13 protein-coding genes are annotated in these 16,686 nt (G+C 64.5%); 3 read left to right on the top strand and 10 right to left on the bottom strand.

Annotation, left to right across the window (positions count from 1 at the left end):
- The first annotated feature begins 60 nt into the window (after positions 1-60).
- The 3 genes from AC3WOE_RS04165 to AC3WOE_RS04155 are packed head-to-tail and all read left to right on the top strand — an operon-like array spanning position 61 to position 3,481.
- Positions 61-1,137: an ABC-three component system protein gene (locus AC3WOE_RS04165; RefSeq protein ID WP_088481180.1), complete on the top strand. Its 1,077-nt coding sequence runs from the start codon at positions 61-63 to the stop codon at positions 1,135-1,137.
- Entirely contained in the window at positions 1,134-1,628 is a 495-nt protein-coding gene (locus tag AC3WOE_RS04160) for an ABC-three component system middle component 2 (protein ID WP_088481181.1), read from the top strand. Before AC3WOE_RS04165 ends, AC3WOE_RS04160 begins: the two co-directional genes overlap by 4 nt.
- On the top strand, positions 1,619-3,481 hold the full coding sequence (locus AC3WOE_RS04155; RefSeq protein ID WP_158218119.1) for a hypothetical protein: 1,863 nt from the start codon (positions 1,619-1,621) through the stop codon (positions 3,479-3,481). The genes AC3WOE_RS04160 and AC3WOE_RS04155 overlap by 10 nt, the downstream gene beginning before the upstream one ends.
- Positions 3,482-3,567: 86 nt before the next feature.
- On the opposite strand, the gene AC3WOE_RS04150 is transcribed toward AC3WOE_RS04155, so the two are convergent.
- The 10 genes from AC3WOE_RS04150 to AC3WOE_RS04105 all read right to left on the bottom strand — a co-directional run bounded on the left by AC3WOE_RS04150 (position 3,568) and on the right by AC3WOE_RS04105 (position 16,584).
- Positions 3,568-4,305, bottom strand: a complete 738-nt coding sequence (locus tag AC3WOE_RS04150; RefSeq protein WP_088481183.1) for a ZIP family metal transporter — start codon at positions 4,303-4,305, stop codon at positions 3,568-3,570.
- Positions 4,302-4,742, bottom strand: coding sequence for a DUF6328 family protein (locus tag AC3WOE_RS04145; RefSeq protein ID WP_241516792.1), 441 nt, complete (start codon positions 4,740-4,742; stop codon positions 4,302-4,304). The genes AC3WOE_RS04150 and AC3WOE_RS04145 overlap by 4 nt, the downstream gene beginning before the upstream one ends.
- A 55-nt stretch (positions 4,743-4,797) precedes the next feature.
- Complete coding sequence (locus AC3WOE_RS04140; protein ID WP_268149236.1) at positions 4,798-7,503, bottom strand: heavy metal translocating P-type ATPase; 2,706 nt, start codon at positions 7,501-7,503, stop codon at positions 4,798-4,800.
- 162 nt (positions 7,504-7,665) lie between these two features.
- Positions 7,666-8,028, bottom strand: a complete 363-nt coding sequence (gene czcI / locus AC3WOE_RS04135; RefSeq protein ID WP_088481186.1) for a cation efflux protein, CzcI family — start codon at positions 8,026-8,028, stop codon at positions 7,666-7,668.
- Positions 8,029-8,060: 32 nt separating this feature from the next.
- Positions 8,061-8,252 (bottom strand): hypothetical protein, encoded by a 192-nt coding sequence (locus AC3WOE_RS04130; RefSeq protein WP_088481187.1) that lies wholly within the window; start codon positions 8,250-8,252, stop codon positions 8,061-8,063.
- Between the two features lie 30 nt (positions 8,253-8,282).
- Positions 8,283-9,674 (bottom strand): heavy metal sensor histidine kinase, encoded by a 1,392-nt coding sequence (locus tag AC3WOE_RS04125; RefSeq protein WP_088481188.1) that lies wholly within the window; start codon positions 9,672-9,674, stop codon positions 8,283-8,285.
- Positions 9,671-10,354 (bottom strand): heavy metal response regulator transcription factor, encoded by a 684-nt coding sequence (locus tag AC3WOE_RS04120; protein WP_088481189.1) that lies wholly within the window; start codon positions 10,352-10,354, stop codon positions 9,671-9,673. The genes AC3WOE_RS04125 and AC3WOE_RS04120 overlap by 4 nt, the downstream gene beginning before the upstream one ends.
- 97 nt (positions 10,355-10,451) lie before the next feature.
- Positions 10,452-13,631 carry a CusA/CzcA family heavy metal efflux RND transporter gene (locus tag AC3WOE_RS04115; RefSeq protein ID WP_088481190.1) on the bottom strand — a complete coding sequence of 1,060 codons (3,180 nt, stop codon included), beginning with the start codon at positions 13,629-13,631 and terminating at the stop codon, positions 10,452-10,454.
- A gap of 13 nt (positions 13,632-13,644) precedes the next feature.
- The gene (locus AC3WOE_RS04110) at positions 13,645-15,258 is read right to left on the bottom strand and encodes an efflux RND transporter periplasmic adaptor subunit (protein ID WP_277583787.1); all 1,614 of its coding nucleotides are present in this window, start codon (positions 15,256-15,258) and stop codon (positions 13,645-13,647) included.
- A gap of 24 nt (positions 15,259-15,282) precedes the next feature.
- A complete protein-coding gene (locus AC3WOE_RS04105) occupies positions 15,283-16,584 on the bottom strand; it encodes a TolC family protein (RefSeq protein ID WP_088481192.1) in 1,302 nt (433 codons plus the stop codon).
- Positions 16,585-16,686: the final 102 nt, after the last annotated feature.

The following is a 16,686-nucleotide window of genomic DNA, read 5'->3' as shown; positions in this document are numbered from 1 at the left end:
CCCCCAGGCTCGAGCGCGCCGGCGTCCACGAGAATCGTCTGCCAGCGATGCTCTCCATCCATGCCGCAGAACTCAGGCAAAACCCGTACACCGCGAACGAACCAACTGGTCGCCAAGGGCGGCGTTATCCAGCCGTCGGCACAAGTCATCCTGCTGAATCCCGATCAGTGGGAAGAGTTCATCCTGGCCGCCACGCGCCAGCGGCTGCTGCCCAGTGGTTCACCCTACGCGAACGTCAAGCGCCTCGGCGGCGCAGGCGACGGGGGCCGCGACATCGAAGCCCGGTATGGCCAGGCCCTCGTGCGCGACGGTTGGGATCTGTACCAGGGCAAGCACTACGCCTCCGGACTGAAGCCCAGCGAGGCCTTCCCCGAGATGGCCAAGTTCTTCAAGCAACTGGCCTTGAAGACCTACCCCCGCCCGAAGCACTACTACTTCTGCTGCCCGCACGCGGTCGGCAACCTGCTGCACAACATGATGGCCGCCGGTGCGGCTACCTTCAAGGCCAACTTCCTGGCCGCCTGGAAGGGCGAAAACACGGGCATGCAAGGCATGGCCGCCGAGCTGACCCAAGACGTCCAGGCCGCGATCGACGACTTCGATTTCGACGATTTCATCGAATGTCCGGTGCATGACCTGCTGGCCTGGCACGCGCTCGACCGGACGGCCCACCACGAGATGTTCGGCATCGTGCCGAAGCGCGGCGATGATGCGCCGATGCCCGCCCAACCGGCCAAGCACGAGACCGTCTACGTCGACCAGCTGCTTCGCGTGTATTCCGAAGACAAGACGTCTCCTGTCACCCTCGCCGATCTGGCCGGCAGCGAGTACGAAGAGCACTTCGATTCGCATCGCCAGCTCTTCTACTGTGCTGAGGGCCTGCAGCGGTTCAGCCGCGACATCTACCCCACTGAGCATGAGTTCGAGCGGCTGCTCGACATGGTTCATGCAGGCGTCCGGCCGACGGTGGCCCAGATCCGGCACAAAACGGGCATGGCGCGCGTCGACGCGGCCGTGGAGAAGGCATCCACCCTGCAGGTTTCGGAAAGCTGCCTGTCACCCCAGCTCCGGCCGGGTGACCTGCCCGGCACCTGCCATCACCTCGCCAATGGCGGTAGGCTCAAGTGGGTCAAATGACGAAACCCAAGCCCATCGCCGCCTTCAATTCGCCGTTCGAGCTGGGCGTGCGGATGGTGTATCTGCTGAATTCCCTGCAGCCGGCCGGTGCCGACCTCCAGAAGCTCGTCCTGCTCGACTACGCCGTCGTCTACTCGGACGATCTGGGGGGGCCTCCCAGCCTTCACACGCCGGTGCCGTACCGTGGCAGCGAATACCTCAGCCGCCGCGATCTCATTGCCCAAGGCCTGTACCTCATGAGCACCCGCGGCCTGGTCGCCGTTTCCATGGACGAATGCGGTATCACCTACTTCGCTGGCGACAGCGCACGGAGCATGGTTGGCGCGCTGACGTCGCCCTACCTGCGTGAGCTGGAAAACCGGTGCCGGTGGGCAGCCGCCACCTTCGCAGCGCTCAGCTCGCGCGACTTGACCGATAGATTCGCTCAGGAAGGGCGGCTGTGGGGCGCCGAGTTCGAAGGCGCCAACGCGCGGGGGCATCAATGGCAATAACGCTGAAGCGCCTGTCCGTCCACGGCCCTGGCTTGCTGCCGGCCGTGGTCGCGTTCGACGACCGTCGCACCCTCATCCGCGGCCCCAGCGACACCGGCAAGTCGCACATCTGGGACTGCATGTGGTTCCTGCTCGGCGGCACGGCGCAACCTGAGCAATTCCCAAAGTCGGCGGGCTATGACTCCCTCGAGCTCGCCTTTCTCCATGGCGAGCACGAGTACCTGGTGCGCAAAGCCGTGTCGGGCGGAGGCGCACGCGTCTTCGTGCGAATGGATGACCTGTGGGTCGAGGACGGCGCGCCGAACCCGCTCGAAGAGGTTGCACAGGAACTCGGCGATCTGCTCGTCAAGCTGTCCGGTGCTGAGGGGAAAAAAGTGCTCCATGCACGCAGCAAGAAGGGCGCCGTCACCGGCGACGACCTGCGGCATTGGGCGTTGCTGGCGCAGCCCAGCATGATTGCCAAGGATCCGACCAAAGGCAAGGGCCATGGGTCGGACAAGCGCGTCTCTTCCTATGCGCTGTTCCTGAGCGGCCTCGACGACTCCGCGGTCGAGCTGTACAAAAGTAGCGCGGTGAAGGACCAGGCCAAAGGCAAGCTGGCGGTAGCCCAAGCTGAGCTGGCGCGCGTGCAGAAGCTGATTCCGGCCGATACGGACCGTGCAGCTGCCGTCAAGGCTCTCGCCCGAGTCGACGAGCGACTGGACATGTTCTCCTCGCAACTTCAGGCGCGATCCTCCGTGCTCAAAGATGTCCGCCAGCAGATCGCTGCGGAAGGAGCGGCTCTTGCCGAGGCGTCAACTGAACTCGCCGGCGCCACATCGATGCGCGAGCGATTCGCGTTGCTCGACCTGAAATATTCCAGCGATCTTGCCCGGCTGGGAGCGACGGACGAGGGCATTGCCTTCTTCCAGGCCTTGCCCGAGACGCCCTGCCCGCTCTGCGGCACGCCGGTGGAACAGCACGCCGATCCCGACAGCCTGAAGCCCCGTGCGCCTTCGAAATATCGCCGCGCCATTGCCGCCGAGGCGGAGAAGATTCGCGACCTGCGCCGTGGATTGCAGCCGTCCCTTGCCCACCAGCAGGCACGCCTGGCGACGGCTGCCGCGGATGTGAGCCGTCTGACGGTGTCGTTGAAGACTCTTGAGGAGCAGGAAGCTCTCCTCCTGCGAACCGCCGGCGAGGAGTTCGATACCGACCCTCGCGAACTGGCTGCGTCCCATACCCGCTTTTCGTCCCTGATCGATGCCTTCGACGAGGCTAGCCGATTGCAGGGTGACATCGCGCGCCTCGAGCAGGAAACGAAGCAGAAGAGGACCGCGCTCGTGCGCAACATCGGGCAACACGGCGCCGAGGTCGGTGAGGTTGCTCGCCAGATGCTCAACGATTGGGGCTTCACCGGCATCAAGTCGGTCTACGTTGACGCTGCGGCGTGCGATCTGATGATCGATGGGCGCCGTCGCCTGAGCTATGGCGCCGGCAAGCGGGGCATCTTCCTGTCTGCGATGTTCATCGCGCTGATGCAGCACGCATTGAAGGAAGGTCACCCCCACTTGGGCACCGTAGTGCTGGATTCGCCGCTGAAGGCTTATGCACAGAAGCAGTCGACGGACACTGACCGCGACGTCGCGATTGCGACGGTGAACGACCGCTTCTATAGCTGGTTGTCGCGTTTCGAGGGCCCTGGCCAAGTGATCGTCCTGGAAAACGAGGAAGTGGATGCCGCCATGGCCGCCGCCTTGAATGCCATCGAGTTCACCGACGATTACGCGCAAGGGCGCCAGGGGTTCTACCCTCCCCGGCCCACGATCGCGGCAGCCCCGCCCCCTCCTGCGCCGCTCGACGATCTCGCTTAGCTTCTGGCAGCCCGCCGTGCATGCGGAAGTGGCTACCTCGAACTGCCCCGACGCTCCTTCATTCGGCGCAGGCTACGGTCGTCAGATCAGACCATCATCTCGATCATCAGGAGCGCCAGGAACCCGACGAAGAACATGGACGTCAGAACGGGTGTTTCGTCGACCTCATGAGCCTCCGTCAACAACTCCTCCGTGACTAGATAGAGCAGCGCAGCCACACCAAAAGACAGCACGCCGTCCAGCACGATAGGACTGGCGCTGGCCAGGAAGTAAGCCCCAATGCCTGCGCCGGCCATGAGCAGCACAGCAAAGGTGATGGTCGTGGCCAACACCAACCGACGCGCGTTTAGCCCTCGAACTGCAGCTGCGGTTGCCACGCCGAGGAATAGCACCTCGAGCGTCATCGCGATCGTGATCAGCAAGCCCTGCCGCTCCCCGGCAGCAAAGCTCACGCCAATCAACAGCCCATCCAGGGCGATATCGAGCGCTGAGGCCAGCAACAGGCTCGTGGGTAGCGCGGAAGGCGCGGTCTTCTCCTCGCGCTCCTCGAGCCGGCGCGCCAGCGCCTTGAGGAGGAGCATGGCAATCACACCCAGCGCGAAGCCACCCAGAGTCACCCACGGCAACCGACGGTGAACGACGTCGGGAAGAAGCTCAGTTGCCAACGCTGCGAAAAGCACGCCGGCGGCAACGTGCTGAACGGCGCTCTGCACCTTCGGGCCTGGCGTGCGCACTGCCGCCACGACACCGCCCACGATCACTGCCGCCGCAGGCACTGCGGCAAACATCATCACGCCGGCAAGCGATATCGGCTGGGCGCTCATGCGGACTGCTTTCGGTTCCAGGTCAGCGGCACCAGCAACCACATCAGGCCGATGAGCGTTCCGATGACGGCCGCTGCGACGTTGCCAACGGTGTGCCCCAGCACCTCAGACAGCACGAACTGCGTCGCCAGGACCAACGCGATCGCTAAAAGTGCTGCGCCGACCAGCATCTGCCTGCTCGCCCTCGCCTTGAAATCCGCCCGCCTTCGCAAGGGCCGCATCAGCCGGTGCTGGACAGCCGGCGCCGTGAACAGCACCAGGGCCGCCACCGAGAGCATGAACGTGGCCAGGAAGACGTTCTTCTCAGCCTGGACGATGCTCTTGAATCCCGGTGCGAACGGAACGGCGATCAGGAAGGCGGACAGCAGCTGGGCGGTGGGTAGCAGTACCCGCAGCTCTCCCAACATGTCTGTCAGGTCGCCGTCGTCATCGTCCATGGCCTGAACCGTCGGTGTCGGACGATTCTGTTGATCCTCGGGTCTCATGGCAGCCTCAGCCCTTCGCCTCGGCGGGCTTCCCAGCGTCAGCCGCCTTCGCGCTCTTGTCGAAGGGCTTGTAGGCCAGCAACCGCAATGCGTTGAACACCACGAGCAGCGTCGACCCCTCGTGGAAGATCACGGCGGTTCCGATGCTCAGGCCGAGGATGGTCGAAGGAATCAGCACCGCAACGACGCCCAGGCTCACCCACAGGTTCTGCTTGATCACGCGACTCGTGCTGCGAGACAGGCCTACCGCGAATGGAAGCTGCGCCAGGTCGTCTGCCATCAGCGCAACGTCGGCCGTTTCCAGCGCAACGTCGGAGCCGGCTGCACCCATGGCGATGCCCACGGTCGCGTTGGCCATGGCCGGTGCATCGTTGACGCCGTCTCCCACCATCGCGACCTTCCCGTGCTCGGTCCGGAGCTTCTTGATCTCCTCAACCTTCTGCTCTGGCATCAGGTCGCCCCGAGCCTCGGTCAGACCGACCGTCTGGGCTACTGCTTCGGCCACCTTCTGGTTGTCACCAGAGATCATGATCAAGCGCTCGATGCCCAGCTTGCGCAGCTCGGCCATGACCTCTCCCGCCACGGGCCGCGGCGTGTCCATCACTCCGATCACGCCCAGGAACTGGCTGCCCTTGCGAACGATCATGGTGGTCCGCCCGTCGGCCACGAGCTTCTTGTTCGCCTCGTCGACATCCGTGGGTACGTTGGAGTCGGGCAGCTCGGTGAACAACACCGGCTTACCGATGTGCACGGTCTCGCCGCTGAGCTGCGCCTGCACACCCCGTCCCGTGATGCTCTTGACCTCAGACGCCTGCAGCAAGTTGGCCTTGTCTCCCAGACGCTCCTTGGCACCCGTCACGATGGCGGCCGCGAGCGGGTGGTCGCTGTGCTCTTCCACCGCAAGCGCCACTGCCAGCAATTCCTCCTCAGGCACCCCCTGCGCAGGCACGACGTCGGTCAGCTTCGGCTTGCCCTCGGTCAGGGTGCCGGTCTTGTCGAAGGCGATGGACGTCAGCGTGCCCAGGTTCTCCAGCGGGCCGCCACCCTTGACCAGCACACCGCCGCGTGCCGCGCGCGCCACGCCGCTCAAAACGGCGCTGGGCACGGAGATCGCCAAAGCGCAGGGGCTTGCAGCCACCAGCACGGCCATTGCCCGATAGAACGTCTGCGAGAACGGCTCGTCGATGACGAAGCCTGCGCAGAGCAACAGGCCAACCAGCAACAGCACTGATGGCACAAAGATCCGCTCGAACTTCTCGGTGAACTGCTGAGTCGGTGACCGCTGTGCCTCCGCCTCTGTCACCATCTTGATGACGCGCGCCATCGTCGATTGGTCGGACTTGCGCGCCACCATCACGTCCATTGCGCCAGCGCCATTGATCGTGCCGGCGAAGACTCGGTTCTCCGCGGCGACTCGCTCGAAGTTGCCGATGGCCGTCTTGCCGTCTTCCACAGGTCGCTTGTCGACCGGCACGCTTTCACCGGTGACCGGCGCCTGGTTGACGCTCGAAGTTCCCACCACGACCACGCCGTCCGCGGGGAGGCGCTCGTTAGGCTTCACGACGACGACATCACCCACCTGCAGCTTGTCCAGAGCTACCACTTCGGTTCCGGAGTCGCGTCGGACTGTGGCCGTTTCCGGCGCGAGCTTGGCCAACGCCTCGATCGCGCGCCGCGCCCGTCCCATGGCGTAATGCTCCAACGAGTGACCCATGCTGAACAGGAACAGCAGCAGAGCGCCTTCAGCCCACGAACCCAGGGCGGCGGCGCCGGCCGCGGCGACAAGCATGAGGGTGTCGATCTCGAATCGCTTGGCGCGCAGGTTCTCGATCGCTTCCTTGACCGTGTAATACCCGCCGAAGAAATACGCGAGTACGTAGCACGCCGTCGGTAGCCAATCGGGTCCCGTGCCTGCGCGGCCGATCAGCCAGCCGGCCAAGAGGGCCATGCCCGACAAACTGGCAAAGATCAGCTCTGTCTTTTCACCGAACAGCCCGCCGTGTTCATGGCTGTGCTCGCCGCCCTCCCCCTCCTTGTCGTGGGAATGGCCGGCATGCCCTTTCTCATCGTGCTTGTGCGCAACCTTGCCCTTTTCCTCGCCGGCATGGTCATGGCTGGCCTTCGGGTCGTGGTCATGGTCGCTGTGGTCGTGTCCCGCGTGCTCATCGTTGGCAGCCTTGTCCGCAGATTCGCCCGGTTCTGGCGCGGCAGCGACGGGTTGGCTGGTCGTTTTGCGAACCGGGGCTTTCGATGCGCCTTTGTCGCCGTCGATCGTGATGTCAAGCGAAGTCAGACGCTGGTTCAGTTTGGCCTCGTCGATGCGCGTCCGATCAAACTCAATGCGCACCACGCCGCCGGGCGAAACGTCCGCCTCGATGACACCCTCCAAAGCCCGGAGCTGTTCAGCGAGCCGCTGGGCAAATCGCGCGTGCATGGGCAGGTTGACCCGTCCCAGAATATGCGCGAACCGATCCGTGAGTTCGAGCCCTTCAGACTCGACCAGCTCGCGAACGCGGCCTAGCGAGATCACGTTGGGGTCGTAGTGCACGCATAACTGGGGCTTGCCCTCGGCAACGCCAGTGACGTGGGCGGCATCGATGCCAGGTCGACCGGCCAGCTTGTCCTGCAGGCGCTTCACGCAGGGATCGTCGGTGCCGTGGATGTCCGGCAGCACCAACGGGAGATCCAGCCGCAGCTTCTGGTTCTTGCTCATGAACGGCGTCGCTTTCTTGGAAGGCGGCGGCCAGCAGTTGGGGTGAGGTTGTGCTGGCTGCCTGCTGATCGGACTCGCTTTGGCCAGCGGCCATGGAGTCCATCGGTATCGCCGGCTGAACGTTTCCGGCGGCCTACCCGTCGCTTGCGCGCCGGGCTCAGATCAAGTCAGCGATGCCCATTTGGGCCGGTCAATGGTGGGTACCAGCAACCTGGAGTGCGCTCCCCGAACGGTCGTGACCGGCTGAGCGATCTGGTCGACCCTGGGAAGAGTCTGAGCGTCCGACATCACAGTGCCGCCACTCATGTGGCAAGCAATGCAGTCGGCGTCATCGGCGCCGCCCTGCTGGCTCTTGTCGGCCGAGGCGTCGGAGGTCTTGGCAAACTTGCCTGCGTGCTTGTGCGCGTGGTGTCCAAAATGGCTCACCTCCGTGCCCTGCTCGTGCTGACAGTATCCAGCGGCCGCCCCCCAGACGAACTGGAAAGGCAGCACTGCGAGCAAGAAGGTCAGGAGAGCTTTGCGCACCGAATGATCCTAGCAGTGGCCTGTGTAGGAGGTCACCGCTTTTGGCGTGCCCGACGGCGCTTGTCACGACGCTCCTCGCGCCGCTGTTCCTTCTTGGCGCGGTCCTGGCGAAGGAAGTAGATCAGCAGCAGCAAGGAAATGACGATGACCGCAACGGAGGTGCCGAAGATGTAGGTCGCCAACCCCGGATGCCGCTCACGCAAGTGCTCAAACAAGTTCAACATGGCGGCCTCCTTTCCAAGGTGTGTTTAAGGTCATGACGGCCTCCCCGACGCGGCAGGGGCCGCCACCGCCTTCGCGTCAGACGCACCAGGGTCCTCCAGCGTGAAGCGGATGTACGTACCTTGATCCGTTGACTCCGCGATGGCGGTCCCACCGTGCATGCGTGCAATGGCTGCGACGATGGACAGTCCCAAACCGTGGTTTCGGTCGGCATTTGTTCGTGACGGATCGACGCGGTAGAACCGGTCGAACAGACGCGGCAGATGCTCGGCCGGGATGACCGGCCCCTGGTTGTGCACCCCGATCGAAACGTGCCGAGGATCGACTCGCGCAATGCGCACCTCGATCAGGGAGCCACGGGTGGCATAGCGCGACGCATTGCTCAGCAGGTTGGACATCGCCCGCCGAACCAGGCCGGCGTCTACCGCTGCGCGTGCATCTCCACGCACCTCCACGCGCAGTTCGGCCTCTTCCAGGACGAACTCGTGAAAGTCCGCGACTTCCGCTGCGAGGTCGGCAATGCTCATTGGAAAGGATCGGCGCGCAGGTGTTCCGCGTTCAGCGCTCGATAGAAAGAGCATGTCCGCCACGATGGTCGCGATCCGTCGCAGCTCCTCAAGGTTGGAGGAGAGCGTGTCATGCAGTTCAGCCGCAGATCGAGGCCGCCTGAGGGCCACTTCGCAGCTGCCGATCAGGATTGAAAGCGGATTGTTCAGTTCGTGCGCGACGTCGGCATTGAATGCCCCCATCTGCTGGTACGCGACTTGTAGTCGGTCCAACAGCGCATTGAACTGCAGGAGCAGCGACTGGACTTCCTCAGGCTGGCCCGCCGCATCCAGCCGCTGATCAAGGCGGCTCGCATCGAGCTCGGAGGTCCGACGCGCCAACGCATTCAGTGGCGCCAGCCCTCTCTTCACCAGTACGAAGCCTGTCGCCGAGACCGCAAAAGTCCCCAGGATGGAGGCGGTCAGCAGCGTCCACCACAGGCGGCTCAGCAGTGATTCATCCTTACTGACGTCGTAGATGAGTTCCGCCTGCCCTGCCCCGCCCAGCTCCGTCGGTAGCTGAACCGGGAAGCTCAGCCGCTTGCTCATCGAATCAGGGCGCTTGGGATCGTCCTTCTCGAAGACAGCGGCACGGTTCTCCTGCCGAACCACCAGTGACAGATCGTCATGACCGGCCAGGAAATCACTCATCAGGTGCTTGATGCCCGGGATGTCATGGACTTCCTGCCCCTCCTTGAGAAGTCGCTGGACCGCGATCCGCTTCTTGACCAGGGTGTCGTCCTGGCGAGCGGACAGCGTGAGCGAGATCACCAGGTAGACCGCGCCGCAGACCAGGCTCAGGCCGACCATGGTTTGCAGGGCAAACTGGCGCGACAACCGCGCTCGAAGGCTCGGTGCTTGGATGCTCGACACATTCATGGCCGTTCCTCCAGCACGTACCCCACGCCGCGCACGGTGTGGAGCAGCGGTTTCTCGAAGGGCTGGTCCAACTTCGCCCGCAAGCGACGGATTGCCACCTCGACGACGTTGGTCTCGCTGTCGAAGTTCATGTCCCAGACCTGGGCCGCAATTTCCGTACGCGAGAGCACATGGGTCTTGCGCCGCAGCAGCAAGATCAGCAGGCTGAACTCCTTGGGTGTGAGCTCCAGGCGCTGACCTGCCCGGGTCGCCTTGCGGCGCACCGTGTCGACCTCGAGATCGGCCACCTTCATGACCAGCGTTTCCGTGTCATTCCGGTGCACGCTTCCCCGACGCAGGAGCACCTGGACGCGCGCGACCAGCTCCGAGAAGGCAAATGGCTTGATCAGGTAGTCGTCCGCCCCACTCTGCAGGCCGCGCACCCGATCCTCGATCTGGCCGCGCGCGGTCAGCATGAGGACCGGAACCGACCGCGTATGACGCAAAGCCGAGAGGACCGCCAGCCCATCGATGCCCGGAAGCATCCAATCCAGGATGACAAGGTCGTACTCGTTCACGGACGCCATGTGGAGTCCGTCGACGCCGGTGTGAGCTACCTCGACTTGGTAGCCCTCCTCGGTCAGTCCTTTGCGCAGGTAAGCGGCCGCCTTGACTTCGTCTTCGACGACCAGGATTTTCATGAGGCCCTGCGGCCTTGCGGCCGCCCTCCATGCCAGAGGCTCAGGTCCGCGAAACACCGGCCTTGCGGCCGGTGCGCCGCGCAATGCGGCAGTGCGTTCATGCAAGCACCTCCTGATCCGGCTTGGCGCGCGGCGCAGGCGCGTCTTCCTCGTCATCCTTGCGGTGGGCGATGCGATACAGCACCGGCAGCACCAACAAGGTCAGTGCCGTCGAAGACAAGATGCCGCCGATCACGACTGTGGCCAACGGACGCTGCACCTCGGCGCCCGTGCCGGTAGCGATCGCCATGGGCACGAAGCCCAGCGATGCGACCAGCGCGGTCATCAAGACCGGTCGCAACCGGGTGATGGCGCCTTCGAAGATGGCCTCGTCCAGGCTACGACCCGACTCCCGCAGGTTGCGGATGAAGGAGATCATCACCAGGCCGTTCAGCACCGCCACGCCGGATAGCGCGATGAAGCCGACTGCCGCGGAGATGGACATCGGAATGTCCCGCAACCACAGAGCCACGATGCCGCCCGTCAGCGCGAACGGGATGCCGGTGAACACCAGCAAGCCGTCCTTGGCATTGCCGAACATCACGAACAGCAGCGTGAAGACCAGCAGCAGGGACACCGGCACGACGATCTTCAGGCGATTCGTCGCCGACTGCAGGTTCTCGAACTGGCCGCCCCAGGTCATCCAGTAGCCCGTGGGCAGCTTGACCTGTTGCTGGATGGCCTGCTCGGCCTCAGCGACGAAGGTGCCGATGTCGCGGCCGCGCACGTTGGCGCTGACCACCACGCGGCGCTTGCCGTTCTCGCGGCTCACCTGGTTGGGACCAGGTGACAGCGACAGATCGGCCACCTCGCTCAGCGGGATGAACTTCCGGGCGCTGCTGGTGCCGCTCGCAGGCAGAGGCACCGGCAGGCGCTTGATGGCCTCCAGGTCCGAGCGCACGTTCTCGGGCACGCGAACGATGATGTCGAAGCGACGGTCACCCTCGAACATCGTGCCGCCTTCCTTGCCGCCGACGGCGGTGGCCAGCGTGTCCTGCACGTCCTGGACGTTCAGGCCATAGCGCGCCGTCTTCTCCCGGTCGATCTGCACGCTCAGCATCGGCAGGCCAGTGGTCTGCTCGATGTTGACCTCGGTCGCGCCGGAAATGCCCTTCAGCACCGCAGCGATACGGCCAGCGGCGTTGTTCATGACGTCCATGTCGTCACCGAACACCTTGACGGCCACGTCGGAGCGCACGCCGGAGATCAGCTCGTTGAACCGCAGCTGGATGGGCTGCGAGAACTCGTAGTTCTGGCCCGGCATCTTCTCTACCTCGGCCTTGACCAGAGCGGCCAGTTCGTCACGCGTCTTGCGCGGCTCCGGCCATTCGGACACGGGCTTCAGCATCACGTAGGCATCCGAGATGTTGGGCGGCATGGGGTCGGACGCGATTTCCGCGGTACCGGTACGGGCGAACACACGCTCGATTTCCGGGAACTTGGTCTTCAGCGTCGATTCCAGTTGCTGCTGCATCGCAACCGACTGCGACAGGCTGGTGCCCGGGATCCGCAAAGTCTGAATGGAGAAGTCGCCTTCATTCAAGCTCGGCACGAACTCGCTGCCCATGCGGGTTGCAAGCAGGCCGGACAGGAACACCGTGACCAGCGCGAAGGTGATGACCAGCGGCTTGGCGTTCATGACACGCTTCAGCGCCGGCTCATAGGCGCGGCGCGCCCAGCCCATCAGGAAGTTTTCCTTCTCGGCGACCTTCTCGCCGATGAACAGCGCGACGGCTGCCGGCACGAAGGTCATCGACAGGATCATGGCGCCCACCAGCGCGATCACGACCGTGAACGCCATCGGGTGGAACATCTTCCCTTCGACGCCAGCCAGCGCAAAGATCGGCAGGTAGACGATCATGATGATCAGCTGCCCGAACAGCAGCGGACGCCGGGCCTCCTGCGACGCCAGGAACACCTCGTGGAAGCGTTCTGAGCGCGTCAGCGACCTCCCCTTGTGCTCCTGTGCATGCGCCAGGCGGCGTACGCAGTTCTCGACGATCACGACCGCGCCGTCGATGATGATCCCGAAGTCCAAGGCTCCGAGGCTCATCAGGTTCGCACTGACCTTTTGGTTCACCATGCCCGTGAACGTGAAGAGCATGGACAGCGGGATCACCATCGCGGTCAGCAGCGCCGCACGGATGTTGCCGAGGAACAGGAAGAGGATGACGATCACCAGGATCGCGCCCTCCATCAGGTTCTTCTTGACCGTGCCGATGGCTTTGTCGACCAGGGTCGTGCGGTCGTAGACCGTGACGGCGTGGATGCCGGCCGGGAGGTTCTTGTTGATCTCAGCCATCTTCTTGTCGACGGCCTGGGAAACGGTGCGGCTGTTCTCGCCGATCAGCATGAAGACGGTGCCCAGCACCACTTCTTTGCCGTTGTCGGTCGCCGCACCCGTGCGCAGTTCGCGGCCGAGCTCGACGCTGGCCACATCCTTGATGCGGACCGGCACGCTGCCCTCGTTGCGCAGGACCACGTTGCCGATGTCGGCGATGGAGCGGACCTGGCCCGGGGCGCGGATCAGGTACTGCTCGCCGCGGCGCTCGATGTAGCCGGCGCCCACGTTGGCGTTGTTGCGTTCCAGCGCGTTGACGACGTCCGCCAGCGTGATGCCATAGGAAGCCAGACGGCTCGGATCGGGAGCAACGTGGTACTCCTTGGCATAGCCACCGATGGTGTTGATCTCGGTGACACCGGTCACGTTGCGCAACTGGGGCTTGATGACCCAGTCCTGGATCTCGCGCAGGTCGGTGGCCGTGTAAGGCTCGCCGTTGGGCTTCTTTGCCCCCGGCTGCGACTCGACCGTCCACAGGTAGATCTCACCGAGGCCGGTGGAGATGGGACCGATGTTCGGCTCCACACCGGCCGGCATCTGACCGCGAGCGCTTTGGATGCGCTCATTGACCAGCTGGCGGGCGAAGTAGATGTCGGTGCCTTCCTTGAAGATCACCGTGACCTGGGACAGGCCGTAGCGCGACAGCGAGCGGGTCTGTTCAAGGCCGGGCAAGCCCGCCATGACCGTTTCGATCGGGTAGGTCACGCGCTGCTCGGTTTCGAGCGGCGAGTAGCCGGGCGCCTTGGTATTGATCTGGACCTGGACGTTGGTGATGTCGGGGACCGCGTCGATGGGCAGCTTCTGGTAGCTGAAGACGCCCAGCGCGGCCATGCCGAGCACAGCCAACATGACGAGCCATCGATGCTCGATGGCAAAACGAATGATGCGTTCAAACATGTGGACGCCTCTTTCAGTGCTCGTGGCTGGCCGAGGCCTTGCCGGCTTCAGACTTGATGACGAAGCTACCCGACGTCGCGTACTGCGCGCCTGCCTTCAGGCCGGACGTCACCTCGGTGCGCTTGCCGTCGCTTCGACCCAGCTCGACCGGTACCGGCGCAAAGCCGCTCGGCGTACGGACGAACACGATGGACTTGCCCTCCATGGTCTGGATGGCGTCAGCAGTCACCGAGACCGGGACGCTGGATTCGCCAGCCGAGACCTCGACGTTCACGAACAGGCCGGGACGCCATGCGGTGTTGGGGTTGTCGACAACGACGCGCGCCTGGGCCGTGCGGGTTTGCTCGCCAATCAAGGCGCCGACATAGGCCACCTTGCCGACGGCCTTCTGCTCGAAGGCGGTGGACTTGATGACCACGTTCTCGCCGATGCGCACCTGCGGCAGGTCGCGCGCGGGCACATTGATCTGAGCCCAGACGGACTTCAGATCAGAGATGGTGAAGACGTTGGTGTCCTCACGCACCTGTTCACCCAGCGCGATGTGCTTCTCAACGATGATCCCGTTGAAGGGCGCGCGCAGCTCGAACCGGTTCAGGGCCGACGAGTCCGCCGACGCGCCAATTGCCTGCAACTTCTGGCGTGCGTTGGCGACGGCGATCTCGGCTTCGCGCATGGCCTGCTCAGCCTGCTGAACGTCCTGCTGGGGCGAGATTCGCTGTTCGAAGAGCTGCTTCTCACGTTCGTAGGTCGTGCGAGCCAGTTGGAGGCGCTTCTGGGAGTTCTGAAACTCGGCTCGCTGGTCGGAGACGCTGGAGCTGCTGATGACAGCCAGGACCTGGCCCTTCACGACCTGTTGACCCAGGGACACGGCGACCGATTCCACAACGCCACCAACACGCGGCACGACGTGAGCGGTCCGGTCTTCGTTGAAGGCGATCTCGCCGGGCAATTGGAGCGCCGAACGGATGGTTGAAGGCGCGGAGGTATCCAGCGAGATGCCCGCTGCCTTGATCTGGTCTGCGGTCATGGTGACGGCACCCTCATCCTTGACAAAGGGGAACTGGGCGACGCCACCGCCGGTCTGAACCTCAACGGTGCCCTTGAACAGGTGCGGCTCGCTGATGATCTGGGCGCTGACCAGGGCACCGCCTTCGAGTGCGAACGCGATCTTTTCGGGGTTCTGCCCGGGACGCTCCAGCGTCACAGCCACTTGCTGCTGGCTGAGCTGCAGCGGCTTGCCGCCCTTGGTCAGCCACAGCTTGATGCGAGGAGATCCGCCCTGGTCGGCCAGGAGAAGCTCAACGCTGACTTCCTTCTGCGTGCCGATGACGTCACCACCGTTGGCGCCCTTCTTGGCTTCTTCGTGGTGCTCGCCGTCACCGTGACCTTCGGCGTCCTTGTGACCCTTTTCGCCCTTGGCCTCGCCATGGTGCTCACCGTCGGCGTGCCCCTTTGCTTCATCGTGGCCGTGACCATGCTCTTCCTCGGCGGCAGGTGCACTGCCGCCCATGCGAAGGATGGACACCGTACCGACGGCGCCCAGCGCCAGCACGGCGGCAATGGCGATCAGTTGCTTCTTGCCCAGGCTGCCACGCAGGCGGTCGAGCGTGCTTTGCTTGTCGTTCATCGTGAATTTCATGTTGGGTGTGCCTCAGGGGCGATCAGTCGTGGTGCCGAGCTGGCGGTCGATCTCTGCAGCAGTGCGGTGAACTTGGGCCACCGCGGTGTAGTACTGGCTGCGGACCTGAAGCCAGGTGCGCTGGGCATCGAGGGCGTCCAGGAAGCTGAACTTGCCGAGCTCGAAGCCGGTCTTGGCCGCCTCGTAAGCACTCTGCGCACCAGGCAGCACCTCGCGGCGCAGCGCTTCGACCTCGTCCTTGCGCGCCTGCAGGAGGTCTGCCATCTGCAGCACTTCAGAGCGCAGGCGCAGCTCCTCGGCCTGGGCGTTGGCTTGCGCGGCGTCCCGGCGACGCAGAGCCTCCAACTGGGCGCCTTGGTTCCGGTCAAAGAACGGAAGCGGCACCGACACGCTGAACACAGCCTGCGTCCGACCCAGTTCCTGGGCGCGGCGGGCACCAACGCCCACAGTCACGTCCGGCACGCCTTTGGCACGAGCAAGGGTGTAGCCCGCATCGGCGCGCTGGACCTCAAGCAAAGCGCGGCGCACGGCCGGCGCATCGGGCAGCCGCGCCATGATGTCGGGCGCTGACGGGGCTACCGGCAACACGTCGACGCTGCCGTCCAGGCGCTGGATGGTGCCCTCAGGCACGCCCATAACGGCGGTCAGCGCACGCAGCGCGGCCGAACTCTCGGCTTGCGCTTGGCGCAGATCGATTCGAGCGGTTGAAGCAGCGACTCGAGCGCGCGTCTCCTCCGTGGGCGACACCTTCCCGGCGGTCACCCGACGTGCGGCGGCATCAACGCCACTGCCGGCGATCCGCAGCGATTCTTCAGCGACCTTGACGCGCTCTTGGGCCGTCAGTGCGTCAAAGAAGGCCTGGACGGCCGTGGCACGGATGTCAGCGCGGCGAGCGATCAGATCCAGCGCTGCAATGTCCTTGCCGCGCTGTGCCAGCTCAACCCGCGCCGCTCGCTTGCCGCCGGTCTCCAGCGTCTGGCTGAGTTGCATCGTCGTGACGCGGGTGCCGGACTTGAGGTCCTCTTGGTCCACGCCAAGCACCGGATTCGGGATGAGGCCGGCCTGGCGGACAGTGCCGTCATTGGCATCGAGCTCGGCTGCGGCGGCACGAAGCTGGGGGTTCTGTGCCAGCGCCGTGTCGACCGCCGTCCTCAAGGACAACGGCGTGGTTTGCGGGGCGACCGTCGGGGTGGCTGGTACTGTCGCCTGAGCGATCTGAACGTCAGCGGAAGCGGGAGGGATCCCAGACGACTGCGCCTGGGCAAGGGAGGAAATGAGTGCCGCGCATGCAAGCGGCACGAAGGTTCTGCGCATCGAAAACTCCAGGGTTGTAGGGACAACGCGAGGGTTTCGGCGAGTGCAGTGCTGCGGCTAGGGCCGCATCAAACGAGAGGGGTTGGAACGAAACTGCGCTCG

This window comes from Roseateles sp. FW305-36 (assembly GCF_058787015.1).
This window is presented reverse-complemented; position numbering and strand designations above follow the sequence as displayed.

What these genes read in the sequence shown, in the direction of transcription:
- AC3WOE_RS04165 (WP_088481180.1), top strand. Translation starts at nt 61, where the DNA reads ATGCCGCAGAACTCAGGCAAAACCCGTACACCGCGAACGAACCAACTG.
- AC3WOE_RS04160 (WP_088481181.1), top strand. Translation starts at nt 1,134, where the DNA reads ATGACGAAACCCAAGCCCATCGCCGCCTTCAATTCGCCGTTCGAGCTG.
- AC3WOE_RS04155 (WP_158218119.1), top strand. Translation starts at nt 1,619, where the DNA reads ATGGCAATAACGCTGAAGCGCCTGTCCGTCCACGGCCCTGGCTTGCTG.
- AC3WOE_RS04150 (WP_088481183.1), bottom strand. Translation starts at nt 4,305, where the DNA reads ATGAGCGCCCAGCCGATATCGCTTGCCGGCGTGATGATGTTTGCCGCA.
- AC3WOE_RS04145 (WP_241516792.1), bottom strand. Translation starts at nt 4,742, where the DNA reads ATGGACGATGACGACGGCGACCTGACAGACATGTTGGGAGAGCTGCGG.
- AC3WOE_RS04140 (WP_268149236.1), bottom strand. Translation starts at nt 7,503, where the DNA reads ATGAGCAAGAACCAGAAGCTGCGGCTGGATCTCCCGTTGGTGCTGCCG.
- AC3WOE_RS04130 (WP_088481187.1), bottom strand. Translation starts at nt 8,252, where the DNA reads ATGTTGAACTTGTTTGAGCACTTGCGTGAGCGGCATCCGGGGTTGGCG.
- AC3WOE_RS04125 (WP_088481188.1), bottom strand. Translation starts at nt 9,674, where the DNA reads ATGAATGTGTCGAGCATCCAAGCACCGAGCCTTCGAGCGCGGTTGTCG.
- AC3WOE_RS04120 (WP_088481189.1), bottom strand. Translation starts at nt 10,354, where the DNA reads ATGAAAATCCTGGTCGTCGAAGACGAAGTCAAGGCGGCCGCTTACCTG.
- AC3WOE_RS04115 (WP_088481190.1), bottom strand. Translation starts at nt 13,631, where the DNA reads ATGTTTGAACGCATCATTCGTTTTGCCATCGAGCATCGATGGCTCGTC.
- AC3WOE_RS04110 (WP_277583787.1), bottom strand. Translation starts at nt 15,258, where the DNA reads ATGAACGACAAGCAAAGCACGCTCGACCGCCTGCGTGGCAGCCTGGGC.
- AC3WOE_RS04105 (WP_088481192.1), bottom strand. Translation starts at nt 16,584, where the DNA reads ATGCGCAGAACCTTCGTGCCGCTTGCATGCGCGGCACTCATTTCCTCC.